This window comes from Elusimicrobiota bacterium (assembly GCA_028718185.1).
Classification (GTDB): domain Bacteria; phylum Elusimicrobiota; class UBA8919; order UBA8919; family UBA8919; genus JAQUMH01.
Map to the genome: position 1 here is coordinate 20,516 of JAQUMH010000017.1, position 15,700 is coordinate 36,215.

General features: G+C 41.6%; 27 protein-coding genes. 12 read left to right on the top strand and 15 right to left on the bottom strand.

The window, feature by feature from the left end; genetic code table 11:
* Nucleotides 1-3 precede the first annotated feature (3 nt).
* The 5 genes from PHE88_11730 (at nucleotide 4) to PHE88_11750 (ending at nucleotide 1,944) form a co-directional block, all read left to right on the top strand.
* Complete coding sequence (locus tag PHE88_11730) at nucleotides 4-369, top strand: hypothetical protein (protein MDD5688487.1); 366 nt, start codon at nucleotides 4-6, stop codon at nucleotides 367-369.
* On the top strand, nucleotides 366-737 hold the full coding sequence (locus PHE88_11735; GenBank protein ID MDD5688488.1) for a hypothetical protein: 372 nt from the start codon (nucleotides 366-368) through the stop codon (nucleotides 735-737). Before PHE88_11730 ends, PHE88_11735 begins: the two co-directional genes overlap by 4 nt.
* 15 nt (nucleotides 738-752) lie before the next feature.
* A complete protein-coding gene (locus PHE88_11740; GenBank protein ID MDD5688489.1) occupies nucleotides 753-1,028 on the top strand; it encodes a hypothetical protein in 276 nt (91 codons plus the stop codon).
* 449 nt (nucleotides 1,029-1,477) lie between these two features.
* Entirely contained in the window at nucleotides 1,478-1,672 is a 195-nt protein-coding gene (locus tag PHE88_11745; GenBank protein ID MDD5688490.1) for a hypothetical protein, read from the top strand.
* Nucleotides 1,669-1,944, top strand: a complete 276-nt coding sequence (locus tag PHE88_11750) for a hypothetical protein (GenBank protein MDD5688491.1) — start codon at nucleotides 1,669-1,671, stop codon at nucleotides 1,942-1,944. The genes PHE88_11745 and PHE88_11750 overlap by 4 nt, the downstream gene beginning before the upstream one ends.
* Nucleotides 1,945-2,465: 521 nt before the next feature.
* Here PHE88_11750 and PHE88_11755 read toward each other — a convergent pair.
* From PHE88_11755 to PHE88_11825, 15 genes are all read right to left on the bottom strand, one after another.
* Nucleotides 2,466-2,903: a hypothetical protein gene (locus PHE88_11755; protein ID MDD5688492.1), complete on the bottom strand. Its 438-nt coding sequence runs from the start codon at nucleotides 2,901-2,903 to the stop codon at nucleotides 2,466-2,468.
* The gene (locus tag PHE88_11760; protein ID MDD5688493.1) at nucleotides 2,900-3,130 is read right to left on the bottom strand and encodes a hypothetical protein; all 231 of its coding nucleotides are present in this window, start codon (nucleotides 3,128-3,130) and stop codon (nucleotides 2,900-2,902) included. Before PHE88_11760 ends, PHE88_11755 begins: the two co-directional genes overlap by 4 nt.
* 59 nt (nucleotides 3,131-3,189) lie before the next feature.
* A complete protein-coding gene (locus PHE88_11765) occupies nucleotides 3,190-3,369 on the bottom strand; it encodes a hypothetical protein (GenBank protein ID MDD5688494.1) in 180 nt (59 codons plus the stop codon).
* A 51-nt stretch (nucleotides 3,370-3,420) separates the two neighbouring features.
* Nucleotides 3,421-3,642 (bottom strand): hypothetical protein, encoded by a 222-nt coding sequence (locus PHE88_11770; GenBank protein MDD5688495.1) that lies wholly within the window; start codon nucleotides 3,640-3,642, stop codon nucleotides 3,421-3,423.
* A gap of 17 nt (nucleotides 3,643-3,659) precedes the next feature.
* On the bottom strand, nucleotides 3,660-3,935 hold the full coding sequence (locus PHE88_11775) for a hypothetical protein (GenBank protein ID MDD5688496.1): 276 nt from the start codon (nucleotides 3,933-3,935) through the stop codon (nucleotides 3,660-3,662).
* Nucleotides 3,936-5,213: 1,278 nt separating this feature from the next.
* A complete protein-coding gene (locus PHE88_11780; GenBank protein MDD5688497.1) occupies nucleotides 5,214-5,399 on the bottom strand; it encodes a hypothetical protein in 186 nt (61 codons plus the stop codon).
* Nucleotides 5,400-5,505: 106 nt separating this feature from the next.
* Entirely contained in the window at nucleotides 5,506-5,775 is a 270-nt protein-coding gene (locus tag PHE88_11785; protein MDD5688498.1) for a hypothetical protein, read from the bottom strand.
* Nucleotides 5,776-5,835: 60 nt separating this feature from the next.
* Nucleotides 5,836-6,375: an AP2 domain-containing protein gene (locus tag PHE88_11790; protein MDD5688499.1), complete on the bottom strand. Its 540-nt coding sequence runs from the start codon at nucleotides 6,373-6,375 to the stop codon at nucleotides 5,836-5,838.
* 496 nt (nucleotides 6,376-6,871) lie between these two features.
* On the bottom strand, nucleotides 6,872-7,069 hold the full coding sequence (locus PHE88_11795) for an XRE family transcriptional regulator (protein MDD5688500.1): 198 nt from the start codon (nucleotides 7,067-7,069) through the stop codon (nucleotides 6,872-6,874).
* A 12-nt stretch (nucleotides 7,070-7,081) separates the two neighbouring features.
* Nucleotides 7,082-7,567, bottom strand: a complete 486-nt coding sequence (locus PHE88_11800) for a hypothetical protein (protein ID MDD5688501.1) — start codon at nucleotides 7,565-7,567, stop codon at nucleotides 7,082-7,084.
* Between the two features lie 53 nt (nucleotides 7,568-7,620).
* The gene (locus tag PHE88_11805) at nucleotides 7,621-7,887 is read right to left on the bottom strand and encodes a hypothetical protein (protein MDD5688502.1); all 267 of its coding nucleotides are present in this window, start codon (nucleotides 7,885-7,887) and stop codon (nucleotides 7,621-7,623) included.
* Nucleotide 7,888: 1 nt separating this feature from the next.
* Nucleotides 7,889-8,518: an ERF family protein gene (locus tag PHE88_11810; GenBank protein ID MDD5688503.1), complete on the bottom strand. Its 630-nt coding sequence runs from the start codon at nucleotides 8,516-8,518 to the stop codon at nucleotides 7,889-7,891.
* Complete coding sequence (locus PHE88_11815) at nucleotides 8,505-9,083, bottom strand: NUMOD3 domain-containing DNA-binding protein (protein MDD5688504.1); 579 nt, start codon at nucleotides 9,081-9,083, stop codon at nucleotides 8,505-8,507. Before PHE88_11815 ends, PHE88_11810 begins: the two co-directional genes overlap by 14 nt.
* Nucleotides 9,084-9,209: 126 nt before the next feature.
* Nucleotides 9,210-9,362, bottom strand: coding sequence for a hypothetical protein (locus PHE88_11820; protein ID MDD5688505.1), 153 nt, complete (start codon nucleotides 9,360-9,362; stop codon nucleotides 9,210-9,212).
* A complete protein-coding gene (locus tag PHE88_11825) occupies nucleotides 9,359-9,715 on the bottom strand; it encodes a hypothetical protein (protein MDD5688506.1) in 357 nt (118 codons plus the stop codon). The genes PHE88_11820 and PHE88_11825 overlap by 4 nt, the downstream gene beginning before the upstream one ends.
* Nucleotides 9,716-10,455: 740 nt before the next feature.
* Between PHE88_11825 and PHE88_11830 the strand changes: the two genes are divergently transcribed.
* The 7 genes from PHE88_11830 (at nucleotide 10,456) to PHE88_11860 (ending at nucleotide 15,172) form a co-directional block, all read left to right on the top strand.
* Entirely contained in the window at nucleotides 10,456-11,181 is a 726-nt protein-coding gene (locus tag PHE88_11830) for a YdaU family protein (GenBank protein MDD5688507.1), read from the top strand.
* Nucleotides 11,162-12,496: a replicative DNA helicase gene (gene dnaB / locus PHE88_11835; protein MDD5688508.1), complete on the top strand. Its 1,335-nt coding sequence runs from the start codon at nucleotides 11,162-11,164 to the stop codon at nucleotides 12,494-12,496. Before PHE88_11830 ends, dnaB begins: the two co-directional genes overlap by 20 nt.
* 51 nt (nucleotides 12,497-12,547) lie before the next feature.
* On the top strand, nucleotides 12,548-12,886 hold the full coding sequence (locus tag PHE88_11840) for a hypothetical protein (GenBank protein MDD5688509.1): 339 nt from the start codon (nucleotides 12,548-12,550) through the stop codon (nucleotides 12,884-12,886).
* A 127-nt stretch (nucleotides 12,887-13,013) separates the two neighbouring features.
* Nucleotides 13,014-13,166 (top strand): hypothetical protein, encoded by a 153-nt coding sequence (locus PHE88_11845; protein ID MDD5688510.1) that lies wholly within the window; start codon nucleotides 13,014-13,016, stop codon nucleotides 13,164-13,166.
* Between the two features lie 334 nt (nucleotides 13,167-13,500).
* A complete protein-coding gene (locus PHE88_11850; GenBank protein ID MDD5688511.1) occupies nucleotides 13,501-13,695 on the top strand; it encodes a hypothetical protein in 195 nt (64 codons plus the stop codon).
* Nucleotides 13,696-14,031: 336 nt separating this feature from the next.
* Nucleotides 14,032-14,649: a hypothetical protein gene (locus tag PHE88_11855; protein MDD5688512.1), complete on the top strand. Its 618-nt coding sequence runs from the start codon at nucleotides 14,032-14,034 to the stop codon at nucleotides 14,647-14,649.
* Nucleotides 14,603-15,172, top strand: a complete 570-nt coding sequence (locus PHE88_11860) for a recombination protein NinG (GenBank protein MDD5688513.1) — start codon at nucleotides 14,603-14,605, stop codon at nucleotides 15,170-15,172. The genes PHE88_11855 and PHE88_11860 overlap by 47 nt, the downstream gene beginning before the upstream one ends.
* Nucleotides 15,173-15,700: the final 528 nt, after the last annotated feature.

Below are 15,700 nucleotides of genomic sequence, written 5' to 3' on the forward strand. Positions count from 1 at the left end.
AACATGACCCAATACTTCAACGTAAATAACCAAGTCCACGTCCTTGATGATGGGATAGACCCTGCTGAGTATATCAAGCAGCCATACACTGTAATTACAAAGGCAGAAGCGGATGTAATGCTTACTCCGCCAGCACCTACAGCACAGCAGCAAAGAGACGCAATTCAAGCTCAGATTGATGCACTAGAGTCAGCTACCCACATGAACCGCTTTGTCCGCGAGGCTATGCTTCTTATCTCGGTTCAACAGGCTCAGGCATTAGGTTTAACCGAACCTCAACTATACGCAGCCAATATCGGCTACAAGAAAGTAAAAGACTTGGACACTCAAATCGTCGCACTCCGTACTCAAAAGGATGCCATTGTATGAAAACCATCGCCGAATTGATTTCTCAGCTTAGTCTTGACTATGTATTCCTCACAGTTAAGTGGATGTTCATCACGCTAGTTTACTTCCTTGCGATTATGAAGGTCAGAGAGATTCGCGATGCTGGCGGATTTACTTGGGCGAATAAGCCTTTCTTCTACGTCATCCTATTCATTGGCCTGATTCGTGATGCGGGATTAAACATCATCATGTCTGTTATCTTCTTGCAGGTTCCACGTTATCCTGATGAATACTTGCTAACAGCCAGATTGAAGAACCTAATCAGGAATGACACAGGATGGAGAGGTGATATTGCTTACTTCTTATGCAATCACTTCCTAAATCCAGCTGATAAGAATCATTGTGGTTAATTAAAGGGGATGATGATGGAAGAGTTGTACGACGGATACCGGAGACGAGTAAGTGACAAACTGGAGAATGATTTTATGGGTTGTCCAAGGTACGACAAGCATGAACTAACTGATGACCAGATAGAAGAAATAGCCGAGAGAGCTGCTGAGAAAGCAATCAAAAAGGCAAAAGATGACATCTACAAAGATGTGGGCGAAACAGTAGTGGGGAAGTTTAAATGGATGGTAGGGGCAATCGTAGTAGGGGTATTTGTGTGGATGGTATCTCACGGACTCATCTCAGTGAAATAAGTTTTGAACAAAGAAGCGTAGCACTTTTTAAAAGGCTGACCAGTGATAACTCTAGAGCAATACTTCATCACCCGGACTCACTCAGCAGAGCAAGCGGGGTATGCGATGGACTTACTAACCCGTGTGAATGCACTGCTAGACGAGTACACCGAAGCCACTGGGAAGCCTGTGCTAATCAACAGATTTACAGGCAGCCAAATATCGGGTGCAACTGAGGGGGGATTTAGGCTTCCTACCTGCACTCAAGGGGCTACTAACTCGTCTCACAAAGAGGCTAAGGCAGTAGACGTATATGACCCTGATGAAGGTTTAGACAACTGGATAACCCGTGCAATATTGGTCAAATATGACCTGTATCGCGAGCATCCAGACTATACCCACGGATGGTGTCATTTAACCACTAGACAGCCGAAGTCAGGCACAAGAACATTTATCCCGTAGGAGCTTATATGGTACAGGGTGCACTTAAATCTAAAACAATGTGGTTCAATGCTATCGTTGCCTCACTAGCAGCATTTGAGGGTGTTTTTAATGTACTTCAGCCCTATGTAGCAGGTAATGTATATGCTTACATTACAATCGCTCTAGCGGTCGGTAATGCGTTTCTAAGGGTGTTAACTACTCAAGCGCTGGAGGATAAATGAGTACACGCTTAATAGCCGGGATATGTCTTGTCATCGGATTGCTGTCTGCTGGCTGGTTCGTTCGTGGATGGTATGAAGAAAGCCAAGACGCTAAGATGCTTAAACTAGCTATCAAAGCTCAAGAATCTGCGGCTGCTGAAATAGCCAAGATTCAAATTAAGAACACCACTATTTACAATAAGGTGGTAGAACATACCTACCACGATCCAGTGTACCAAGACTGCAAACACACTCCCGAAGTCTATCAATCTATCTTGGAGCTATTCAAATGATCGAAACTATCGTAGTAATAGCTTTCTTCTTGGGTGGATATGAATACGGCAAAGTATCAGTAGATGTTCCTACATGCCCATCAGTGGCATTTTCAACTGTAGAATGCCCTGAGATATATCCTCCAGAGGATTCAAGTTTTGGATCCACAACCAGAGCGTACACTAGCTTGATTACGACTTACAGGTCATGTAAAAAATCATGCACTAAGTAGGCTTATGAGTAATCCACACACTCAATTTAAGCAAATCACCCATAATCTTTAGAGTCATGTTTAACGCTTCTGCATAAGCCTTGCGCTCAAGCGTATTAATCAGAATAGTAACTCGCTTATTTAAATCACAGGTAATCTCTGAGTAATCATTCATCGTGTCACCATCATAAACATCAATACACTCAATGTCCCACAGATACCCCCAAGAGCAGCAGCCATACCGAATATAAACAGTGCAAGCTTCACCTTCTGCTTCACCATTTCATTATCCTGCTCACAAGCGCACCCTTCGCAAGTATAGTCTTCCATTTAAACCCCCTTTTGATATGCTGATATTTTAAGCTTCCCTTTATGTGGATTCTTAAATAACTCAGGCCACACACCTTGCCATGCATCCTGAAACTTACTCACTGCTACTTTCTTTGCTGCCTTCGATAAGGTAATTGGCTCTGATGGTTTTTGATTGTGCCTGACCTTTTCTCCGAATGTCTTAAACTCATATACCCTTACCATTGTTTTAGACTGTATCCACTCAGGTACAAACGATGGCCGAATCTTTTTAGGCTGACCATGCTCCATTATAGGAGCGAGTTCACCATTTTCACAACGGTCACTGATGTAAGAATGTATCGCTCTCAGCTCACGATTTGTAGCATGTTTTGAAAGCAAGTCGTAACAGGTGAATGTTTTAACACCACCTTCTTTCATCATGATTAACCGTTCACGGCAGTCTTTTGCAAAGCTCATTTGTAGTCCTTTATCTTAGCCCATGGTAAGTTATCGAAGCGGGCATCATTCATGTTGTAAATTCCTATATTCATATCTAATTCGCACACATACCAAAATGAACCGTCTTCATTTGTAACAAATTCGTCTACACTGAATGGTGGTGCATCTTTCCCGCAATCTACGCCACGATAATCCCTTATATACCAGCCAGATTCTTTTGGTTGCTTGTCTTTATGCCATTTCATCATTTACTCCATTAGGTGTGTTTATTAGGATATACACCGATTAAGGTGCATATCATACGTTAGGCAGCATCATCAAACCAATTTGGCGCATATGCAGCTATGAGCAAAAAAATTGGCCATATAATCGGCAGCGGTGGAACATCCCATACAGGATGATTCGCAGCTTTAAACACAGCTTTCGTGCCAAATCCGATAGACAACCATATGAACACCAAAATACAGCTAACAATCGTTTCCACATTCTTCTCCATTATTGCCTAACAGTTACATCAACACGGACTTCGTTACACTCAGCCGGTTATGTTGGCGTTGGACACACCGTAATGCGATTTTATTTTCTCGATAATCTGCTGCATTTGTTCAGTGCGTACAGCGTAAATATCTTGTAGTCCGAGGATAGTTAGTTTTGCAGCACCGCACGACATTAAAAGATCGTGTATGTCCAACCCTACATTCGAGGCCGACTGCCCTGAAGCATCTTCTTTGTCGTATTGTGTTTGTCCTTCTGGCATATCGTTTAGCATTCCATTCATCCTTTCGTGTTGGGCAGCTGCTCAATTTTTACGTTGGGCACTTCAAATCCACATGCCAGCATCAACCTCCGCATTGCAATCTCGCTGTTGTGGCGCCCCTTCACACGGCACAAATTATGCGCCGCATCCGAAATTTCAATCAGCTTGGTACTTCCGGTTTCGTGCGCCACAAAATCCCACGCCATGCGCATCCGTTCGCCAACCGTTGTTTCGCCGGTGTAGTCATCAATCAAAAACCATAAATCGGTCAGTTGTTTATCCGTCGGTTCCATGTTTCTCCCTTTCATATGCTGCCCAACCCGGCGGTCAAGCGGGACTGCCGCAAAAGCGCGTCAGTCCCTTACCTTGACGTTAGAGGGCTTATCATCGCTTTCGTATAATTCCCACAAGTTGTCATATAATATCTTTTCCATTTCCGGGGGGAGTCGCTGCATATCTGGCGGGTAATGTTCGCAGCCAGTGATGTAACCGAGAGGGCTATCTATACACTGTTTCCCGCATTTCTCGCATATAAAATTACTCATGGTTCAGCCCTCTAACCCTACGCTCAACCGGAGCGCGGCCAGCGTGATGTGTTATTTATCGGTCAGGCGCAGCGCGCCCGGTTAGCTCCACGTTATGCCTCTTTGTCATCAGCGCGCCTTGTCGATCACCGTGTCGCGCGAATACAGCGGGATAAGCCACAACAGCCACCACGTCTCGCGCCGATATATCTCAGTCACCTTGTCACTGTTGGCCCATCCGCGTTCCCAAACCCTTGCGCGGCGTTTCAAAAACTTGTCGGTCTTGCGAATCATGTTTTTGTCCTTTCTTCGTTGCCAGCAGAGCCTAACCCTGCATTCGAGCGGGACAGCCCAGAATGCGGTTTTTCGCAGCACGAGTACAGAACGCTTCCCTTCGTTCCTTCGGCAATAAAGTCTGATGGCTTTCCGCATCCTTTAAATTCGCACGGAGGTCTAGAGTAAAAATTTCTTCCGCCTGCCAGACCTCTTGGGTAAAACTTGAATTCTTCTTTCATCGTTCCATTCCTTGTTAAAACCGGCGCATAACCCTCCATTCAAGGCGGACTCCTATCGGAGCCGCTTAATTTCACGTTGGGCACCCTCTTTGAAAGATGTCGTATCAGCGCTTTTGACGGTATGGCCCGAATCTGTGTCCGCGCTTTTCTTCCTCGCTTATGCATCATATTTTTTGCAATTGCATAGAAAATTAATTTCCTTTCGTTTTCTTGTTTTAAAAATAGACAAGAAAGTAGCAGGTATCTATCAACTTTAGTGCCCAACACATCATTCAAGCGGGACTGCCCTTCTGCGCGGCTTTCATTATTCAATTCAGTCTGGTCGTTCATTTCTCTGTTATCCTTTCTCTATGGTGCAGCCCCTTAATTTATCGTTATGCCTCACTGTGCGCCCTCACTTTGCGTAGCTTGGCCGCGTACTTCCGCAGCCGATCGGCGTCATCCCGATGTACCCACTCTTGCACCAGCACTAATCCAGCTTCGCGCTTGCGTTCACGTTCTTCGGCCTTGCGCTGTGCCGCTGGCGCTGCCGTCATTTGCACTGCTCGCAGTCACACAGTTTCGCTCCGCGCACTTCGGCCATTGCTTCGCGCTTTGTATCAAATCCCCGCACATGCTCTCCGCGTTCTTCAAACCGCCACCCCTTTACCAGTGTCACAATCAGGCTGTTGCCGATTGACCGTTCATCGTCCCAATGCTCAATTTTCTTGTGCTTCATGATCTGTTCCTTTGTTAAGTTACATGGCCATTATAGCATGTGACATGTCACAAGTCAAGTACGGAATAACCCTACGTTCGAGCGGACTGCTGAGAAGTGCAGCCCCTCAACTACACGTTGGGCGCTTATTATCTATGGCCTCACGCAACGCAAACCAGATCGCAGTCAATGTGTCCATCAACGCTTTGATGGCGCAAACCCATCCCATCGTGTTAAAATGGAAACCGAAGCTGAGAATGGCAGCGATTATCCAAAGCACGGAAATCACTTCTTCACTCATGCTGCGCGTCCATGCTTTCTTGCCGAGGCGCTCTAACCTTACGGTCAAGCGGGACTGCCCGCCAGCGTCGTCGTTTTCAGTTTGTGACTGTTCCATCTTCATCGCTCCGTTCATAGTTCATCGGGCGTACAGCCCCTTAACTCATACGTTATATGCCTATTTTTCTTCCTTCACAGTGGGAATATCAATCCAGTCAGACCAGTCATGGGAGGTATACCACCTTGTTCTATGTTGCAACTTTTTCCCTATAAGCTTATGCCCATCAATCGCCGATTTCCTTGCACAAGCAGCATCAAATAATGTCCTGTAGCTGCCTAGATGTATTTTTTCATTTTTAAAATCTATAGATGCAATCCATCTCAAATCCCTGTTTCTGTAAAAAACACCCTTTATCCCTGATTTATTAGTTTTTTGTATCCTTGTATTTATAACTTGCTGTGTTTTTGTTGCCCATCTGCAATTTTCTTTTGAATACCCTTTGTCATTATCAATCCGGTCAAGAGAATGATTTTTAGATGGCTTAAATCCCATGTCTTTTATAAAAGCCTCAAATGAAGAATTCCATTCATCGGACACAGTGATTCCTCGCCCGCCATAATAAGGATATGCTTTATCTGTAACACAATTACATCTATATCGCATTCCCTTCCAATTAAAATATTCACTGTAACTCTCGTATGGTTTTCCGTTTAACATTTATTTACCCCTTCGCCAGTTCCAGTGCTGCGTCTTTATTGTCGGTCATGTTAATCCTCCATTTCAATCTCATACGGCAGGGCTACTTTAACAATTCCAAGGTTGCAGCTTGAATATGGCTTGGTTATTTTCTCTAGCGCTTGCACTGCGTCCTCTCGGCGTAGGTGTAATCCAGACAAAGGATATAAAACCTCCCCTCGTTTCATCATTACTACTATGTAAAATTCTAGGGGCATGCTAAGTCTCCATTTTCCTGTGGTCGTTCTGTGTTCATTTAATCCTCCACGAAATGTTTACGTCCAGATGGTTTCTTTTCTTCCCTCAATTTCGAGCAAGTCTCATTGCAAAAACATCTCGAACACTCCAAGTCTTTCATCTCTTTTGGATACGCCTTCCACCATATGATGCAGGCCGCAAAGAGAATAAAAGCTGCCAATATTGCACCGATTAAGATTTCCATATCACCCCCTAATGTGTAAGTATTCTATCAGGGTAATTAAACCTTGTCAACCTTTATCAAGAATAATTCCCACATTGACGGGTGCATCCTGGACTTGCCTAATTCGTAAGTCCTCCATGTACGCTCATTGGTATAGACTACAGAAGCCGCTATACGTTGAGATAGAGCACCCCTAGCACGTTTTATTTCAGTGATTGACGGGACATGGCCGCCAGCAGATCGGTTACGCTCCATTCTTAATCTCCTTTATATTCCATTTTTTGCAGACCCATTAAGTTTGTGCCATGCACAATGACATTTAGAGCAAAGCCATCTAACATTTAAAGGATAAGCATAATCGTCATGATGACCATGAAGCCTATGTGTATTATCACAACATTCGCATTTAGATGATTTAATTAACTTACCATCTCTAACTGCGTTATTTACTAAATTTGATGCATGTCGCTTAATAACATTATTATCATTCCATTTGTGTTTTGCTCTATTAAAAGCAAGTTTCCCAGCATCAGTTTTTGCATATTCGTCACGTGCTAAAACTCTGTTTGGATTAAATGCACGTGCTTTGTCATATTCTCTGTAATAATCAAGTTTCAGAGTCCTGTTTTCTCTAACATCTTTTTTATTACACTCTTTACACTTATTAACTCTCCCATCTTTCATTTCAGGATGTTTATAAAACATATCTAATGGAAGAGTTTTTAAGCATTTAAAACAAGTTTTTGTAGTCATATTCGTCACCCTATTTATGTACGCCCCGAGTGATATTATAACTTAGAAGGGGCTTAATTAAAAGGTATGTCTGATTCAAAAGAATCTAGACTCGATGTAGTGGTCGCAGTCGTCTGCGGCTTTTTTGATTCAGCAACCTCATCCTTGCGCTGGAAGTTTACTGACATGAATTTACCCTTCTTCCCTTCTTTAATCCAAGCTGCAAACTTGTACTCGAATCCGTCAACCATGCCGCTTCCAGTGTAGTCTGGAGCTTTTTCATTGCCTTTTTTGTCGTTTTTGAAAAGTACGCCTGAGTTATCACGCTGTTCGAATGCCATATTATTTACCTTCCTTTTCTTTAAGTTCCTGATTGTATTTTTTAATCCCTGATCGTACTTTGCTGTCTAGCTTGTCCCAAATCCACGTCTTTTCATCTGCATCTAGGTTATGGCCTGCCAGTAAATCGGCGGCTGCTGCGTAATCATCTTTAAGCCATTTCACTCCTTCCACAATTTCATTCAAGTATTTCAGTTCTTCTTCATCTGGCTGGAATAATTCATTAGCAGTAGGCTTATGAACTCCTTTGCCTTTGTTCTCACTTCCTGTTGTTGCATCCAAAGAATCGTGTTCTACAATTTCCAAAGCATTCACCCATAAGTAACGCCTGATGTACGTCATGGAAGCGCCAAGGTTCTGCACGTCATGGCAACCTTTAAGAGCCGCTGTTGCCATTGGGCATTCAAAAGTAATATAGCCAGAATCTCCATCTGTAACACAAAGCGTTGCTTTTTCTGCTGAAAAGGAAACAGTCCCACACAATCCAACTTCAGCGAAAATCTGCTGAGTCTGCGGCAGGAAGTCTCCCAATTCAAAATAATCATAATTGCTGAATTTGTTAACCCCACTCTTTTTAAGAGGCATATTTTGTAATTTAATTCTTGCATCCATCAACTTCTTATGAACAGACATTTTTACTCTCCTTTTTTAACATTCTTGTAGCCCTCATTTTTTCTTTTGTTTCGTTTGTGTGTGGTATTCCAAGTCTATTTTTATTACCAATTCTGGAGATAGACATATTCTTTTTTGCTTCCTCGGTAAATGGTTTTCTTTTTTTCCCAATTTTTGATTGAGATATTTTCTTTTTTGTTTCTTCTGTAACTGGTTTTTTTGGCTTCAACCTACGAGCATCCCATGCTGCCTTCATCTTTGCTTTTGTTTCCTCTGAGTGCTTTCTACCATACCAATTACCAGCAGTTGGTAATATGTTGTAACCATTTTTAACGCTATTCTTATAATCAATAATCAACTGCTCATACATCAGCAAGTCTTTTTCCGAGCAGATCACAATTAACTTAAACTCAAAACAATCAATACCGTGCTTATTGAAAGATTTTTGCAATTTGTCATTTCTATGAGTTCCACTTTGCAAAGTACTTATGTGACACCTTTTTCTTTTTACAAAATTGACGGCGCTTCCAATATAGACTTTCCCAGTAACTAAGTTCGTTATTTCATATATTCCAGTATGTTTCATAATATCAATACCCGTTATAAGTATTTTGATATTACTATAGAATATAACTACAATCAAGCAAATTTGTTATGACCTGACTTTGTAAGCTTCGTATCCTGTAATTTGATACGTGCTTCCATTAGCTTTTTATGCACCGACATTTTGTTTCTCCTTATCTACTGATTCAAGTAATGCAAAAAATTCTTCATCTGACATGGCTAACAACGATTCAAGTTTATTCTCGAGAAATTCCTGTTGCTCAAGTTGCTGTTGCTGCCACATTGAATTATCGTCTCTCACAGTGCATCTCTCCTGTCATAGTCGTCCTCAGCTACTTTTTGCGCTAAATCCTCCCAATAATCTTTAATAACCTTACGGATATATTCAGAAGCATTAACCTGTGCTGAGTTATTATTTGGCAGATTTTCAGCAGACTGAATATAAGAACCAAGCATAATTGCTTGATGTGTCACCATCTCAGCAATAGCCTCTTGTACATTCTCTGGCAAGAAAGGATTGTATTCCGCAGCCAGCAATTCATTTTTACGATCTTCTATCCAGTCGTATCGTTTTTCAGATTCGACTTCTTTAGCCATGTATCTGTCTAAATCTTCATTGAATGCGATTCGTTCTGAGTTAGTAAAGTTTGGCATTTCAGTCTCCAATTAAGTTAATCAAGGTAACTCATTATAGGATAACTAATCCTTTAAATCAAGATTTATTTCATTCTATTTTAAATAATGCTATAATCTTTTCATGGATAAGAAAGAAGCAATCGAAAAATTCGGATCAACCCGTAAACTTGCTGAGGCACTAGGGATTAGTGTCCAAGCGATTTACCAATGGCCGGATAAACTAACACGATCAATTGCAGATAGGGTAGAGCTTGCCTATCTGAAGCGTTTAACTGTCTCCGATAGTTAATACAGCAGGCCGATGCGCTTTAGCGTAGTCTGAATCGGCTTTTACGCTCCACAAGCATCAAGAATAAACTACCTTGCAAGTATGTTAGGGTAGTTCCTTGTTGATGTTTTGAAGGTTGGGTAACTGACCAATTTACAGCCCCTTAATCGGGGTTTTTTTATTGCTAAGTTTAGATAAGTTTGTTATAGTTGCACTTGCAAGCAATTGCCCTGACGTGAGAATCAGGAGAAATAGCTGGGATGGATTCTCTTGCCGCATGGCTTTTATTCTGTCCCGTTTTTAGACCGCAATGGTTGCCCCAGCTCCGGACTCTCACCGGAATAGAGGCCAGCCGACAGGAGAATCCATTAAATGTTAAGCCCTCGTTTCGCTCAAGCATACGCAATATCTAAAGCAATACCTCACGCAAAAAACAAACGCCTAGCTATCTTGGCATGGTGCAAATCAGTCAAGAAGGCGATTGGCTGATATGCACTATTTTCAATTTAACATAGGCGATTATAAGTCGCATACCAGCCATTTAACCCCTATGGAAGATTTGGCATATAGGCGGTTACTAGATTGGTATTATCTGCATGAGAAACCAATATCATTAAACCCTTCACAAGCAGCCAGATTAATTATACTTCCAGACAACACAAAGGAAGTTGAGCAGGTATTGCAAGAGTTTTTTACACGCACAGAAGATGGGTGGATAAATAAACGCGCAGATAAAGAAATTTCTGTTTATCAAGGGTTTATTAACTCTGGAAAGAAAGGGGCCGCTATAAGGTGGGGTAAGGGTGACAATAGCCCCCCTATTACCCCCCCTAATCAGGGGCTAATAGCAAACACTAACCATGAACCACTAACAACTAACCAAGAACCATTAACCAATAGAAAAGCTCTTGTTGCTGACGCAACGAAAGATTGTCCTCATGAGCAGATTATTTCTGCTTATCACGAAATACTCCCAGAGATGCCGCAAGTAAAAGTTTTAACTGAAAAGCGGAAATCCTCTTTAAAGGCTAGGTGGCGGGAAGACGAAAAGCGTCAAGATTTAGAATTCTGGAATCGGTTTTTTAATTATGTTAGGACAAGCGATTTTTTAATGGGGAAAACTCCAAGCGGATGGCAGGCTGATTTTGAATGGCTGGTAAACAGCTCAAACTTTGTAAAAGTTATAGAGGGAAAATATGACAACCGTAAACCTTGAAGCGGAACAAAGTGTATTAGGGGCTTTGCTGATAGATGTAAACGTCTGGGATAGAATTCAGGAAAGCATTGAAGAAAAGGATTTTTGCAATCCTGAGCATCAGTTGATATTCAGACATATTAAGCGCATGGCTGATACCGCTGGCTCAATTGACGTTCTAACAATCGCTGAGTCAATCGAAAGCACGGGGAAATTAGCTCTAATTGGAGGATTGCCTTATCTTGGAAGTTTGGCAACATCAGTAAACTCGACAAAGAACGTAATCTTATATGCTGACATAGTTAGAAAAAACCGCAAAGAGAGAGACTTTCAATCCGTAATTGCAGAACTGCAAGAATCAAGCGGTAATTTTAGCGAAAAGGTAAAAAATGCAATAGATATTCTAACTTCACTGGCAGACGACAAGAAGGATACCGTTGTGAGCTTGCGTGAAGCATCACAGAAGGCTTTAACAACTCTAGACAATAGATTCACCAATGGAGGAGATATTCACGGCCTCAAAACGCTTCTAAACGGTTTTGATGCTAAAACAGGAGGATTGCAGAAAGGAGATTTAATTATCATCGCTGGACGGCCTTCTATGGGTAAAACTGCATTTGCTACGAATATCGCTGAAAACGTAGCTGTAACCCAAAATCTGCCCGTTTTAATGTTTAGCCTTGAAATGTCAGACGAGCAATTGGCAACACGGGCAATGGCAAGCGTAGGAAAAATCAGCTTAAACACAATGCGGAGCGCAAAGATTCAGGATGATGACTGGGAGAAGTTAACTAATGTGACCAATAAATTCTTCGATGCCCCATTTTTCATAGACCCTAACCCAATGATGACAGCTTCTCAAATGCACTTGCGAGCCAAGAAGATAAAACGCCAGCATGGATTAAGTCTTGTGGTTATTGACTACTTGCAACTCATGACCGAAGGCGGAGATACCCGCAATAACGAACTTTCCACAATCACACGAAAGTTAAAGATGATGGCTAAAGATTTGGATTGTCCCGTAATTTGCCTTTCCCAACTATCCAGAAAGGTTGAAGAAAGAGCAGACAAGCGCCCGATGATGAGCGACTTGAGGGATTCAGGCGCTATTGAGCAAGATGCAGATTTAATTGTGATGATGTATCGAGATGAGTATTACAACAAAGATTCTCCAAACAAAGGAACTGCTGAGGCTATTATTTCAAAACAGCGTATGGGTGAAACAGGCGCGGTTAGATTAACCTTCCAAGGAGAGTATTCTAGATTTAAAGACTTTGTAGGTGATTGGAGAGATCAACCAAAAAAGCAAACTGGAAGAGGAATGGGCGATTATTAAAACACCAGAAACTACTTGCTAACTAACCTTGTTTAAAGTAAACTTACAAGCATGGATACTGAAATAGACATTTACCGAGTTTTAGACTACCTGCGTGATAATGCAGGCAAGTACGCTCAAGCCAAAGCCAATAGAATCTACCTAGAGGAATATAGGAAGGCTTTAAAGGCTAAGTTAATGGTCAAGTACCAGAAACAAGGCGTAACGGCTACAGCAGCCCAAGAACGCGATGCCTATGCAGACGATGAATATGACACTCTCTTGGCTGGATTAAAGGAAGCCGTGGAGCAGGAGGAGCATCTTAGGTGGTTGTTGATTGCTGCACAGGCTAAAGTAAGCGTATGGCAGAGTTTAGGTGCTAATGCTAGGGCAGAAAGTAAGAATGTATAACGTTCAAATTGAGGCGCGGCAACATGGCGGATTTTGACGCACAACGTAAAGATAAGGGGCTGACGCGCTTCTGCGGCAGTCCCTCTTGACCGCCGGGTTAGCCAAGCAGAATAAAGGAGATAACTGAATGTCAAAACTTTATGTACGACCACCAAGTATTGAAAATTTAATTTCATATTTTGTAGAGTGGATTGCAAGAAACATGAGAGCAAGAGTAACTATTAATGTTTATTGGCATGACGGAAAACATTTTACCGAAGAATCAGATGGTAGGGGCTAACGTATGAGTTAAGGCCGATGCCGGAGGCGGTCGCGCCTTGAACGACGGGTTAGAACGCATTTTACAATGGAACGGTACATGACAACACGAAAAGAATATGAAGCGTGGGCAAAACATGCGGTGCATAAAACGGTAGGTGATTTACTGTGGGCATGTTGGGAAAAATCTGCATCCTTGGAACGTGAATCTTGCGCTCGGATTTGCGATTTGCAAACAAAAGAACCTGAATGTCCAGAACGTGCTGCATATTGTGCAGAAGCTATACGCAGGCGTTCTAACAATCAAGTTAAGGCCGACGCCGAAGGCGGTCGCGCCTTGAACGCAGGGTTAGACGATGACTGAATGGAAAGACCGAAAGATTACGCAGGCATGGGCGATAATCAAGCCGAACGGCGATATTTTGCTTGATAGCGACTTTGCGAATGAGTCCCACGCTTGGCAGATTGCACTGGGCTGGCCGAGCGATGACGAGATAGCAGAGGCAAAGAATAACGGCTACCGCGCAGTGTTTGCGGCGGTGGTCGTCTAACGTATGATATATACCTAAAAAGGTGTATATCCTGATAAACACACCTAATGAACTTATGACCTGCCAAAACTGTAAACACTGGAAGATTATATCCACAACTGGAAGTGAGCGTGGTGACATCCAGATGGCTAATTTTAATTACAAGAACTGTTCAGTAGATCACTCAAAATGGGCAGCATTCAGGTTTTTAAACGGAAACACTAAGGGGTGCGACAAGTTTGAAGATAAAAAAGTGTGATATTATATAAATATCGGTCGCTGGAGAGCGCGCAAGATGAAAGTGCTTATCTCACTTGATTGCCGATAAACTCACTCAATGTTAGATAAGGACACATCATGGGAATTTTCTCAAAAAAAGCAAATTTGCTTGGGATGACATTTGGAATATGGAATGTAATATCTGAAGCAAAACCAATAAAAAAAATATCAATGTGGACATGCAGATGTGAATGCGGAAAAGAAAAAGATGTTGCCGCATCATCGCTGAAAAGCGGGACAAGTTCTGGTTGTGGAAGTTGTGGTAGAAAAAAGCATGGTATGTCACATACTGGAGCTTATAAATCATGGTGTGCAATGATGTATCGAACAAGCAGCTCTAAACATATTGCCTATAACAGGTATGGAGGAAGAGGAATAACTGTTTGTGATAGATGGCATTTATTTGAGAATTTTTATGAAGATATGGGGGAAAGGCCTAATGGAAAAACATTAGATAGAATTGATTATGATGGTAATTATTCAAAAGAAAATTGTAGATGGGCAACATATATTCAACAATCTAACAATACATCATTTAATCATGTTGTTATATTCAATGATACTGAATATACAATAGCTCAACTTTCAAAACATTTGTCAATTAAATATACAACATTAAGACGCAGAATTATAACTGGAGGTGTATTAGATGCCCCAATTAAAAGTGGTAAAAAGCAAGAAATGCGCAAATTGTAAAAAACAATTCATCCCAGATCGTCCACTCCAGCAAGTATGCTCATATAAGTGCGCCATTGTATTTGGTGCCAGAAAGATGGCAAAAGAAGAAACAAAGCGAAAGAATATAGTTAAGAAACAAATTAAAGAGCAAAAAGAAGCATCACAGCCGCTTAAATACTGGAAGGATAAGGTTCAGGTAGTATTTAATGCTTATATCAGGGCGAGAGATGGAAAGGTTTGTATAAGCTGCGGAACTACTAATTCAAACATAGTTTATTGCGCTGGGCATTTCAGGACAAGGAAAGCCGCAGACCAGCTTAGATATAATGAGGACAACGTGCATTCCCAGTGCAATTTTCACTGCAACTCACAATTAAGTGGGAATATTGCCAATTATCGCCCCGCACTGATAGAAAAAATTGGGATAGAACGAGTTGAAGCATTAGAGAATAACAATGTATCAAAACGATGGACAGTAGAAGAACTGAAGCAAATAGAAGAGAAGTATAAGAAAATGCTGAAAATATTGAAAAATGACTGATGATATTAAGATTGATTACAATTGTTGCCAAAATCCAGCAATAGCTATTTTTGATTATAAATGGCCTTTATTTACAGATAAAGGAGATATACGAGAACTGCGCATTAATCGGATATGCACCAGGTGTTACACTCATTGGGCTGGCCCTGTAGATTCAATAAATCAATATACAAAGGCCGAGTGGGCTAAATACATAGATGATGTATTTAAGATTAATAATTAGTTCCGAAGTGTTTAATAATAGCCTTATTGGAATTCCAACAGATTCTACCCATTGGCTGAACCCTTGACCATTTAAGATGACGAACTGCACGTTTAATAAAGCGGAAGAAAAGGCAAGTTGACCCACATTTGCGGTATGTCATGATTTATCCCCTTATAAAACAAACAGCATGATGATGTAAAAATAACCAACCAGCAGAAACAAACTAGCACAAACAAACTCCATGAGCAATTGCACCCAATCAATTTTACTGAAATCAATTCCAAACATATAGCCTCCGATAAGTTGACAGGTCAATCTGACCT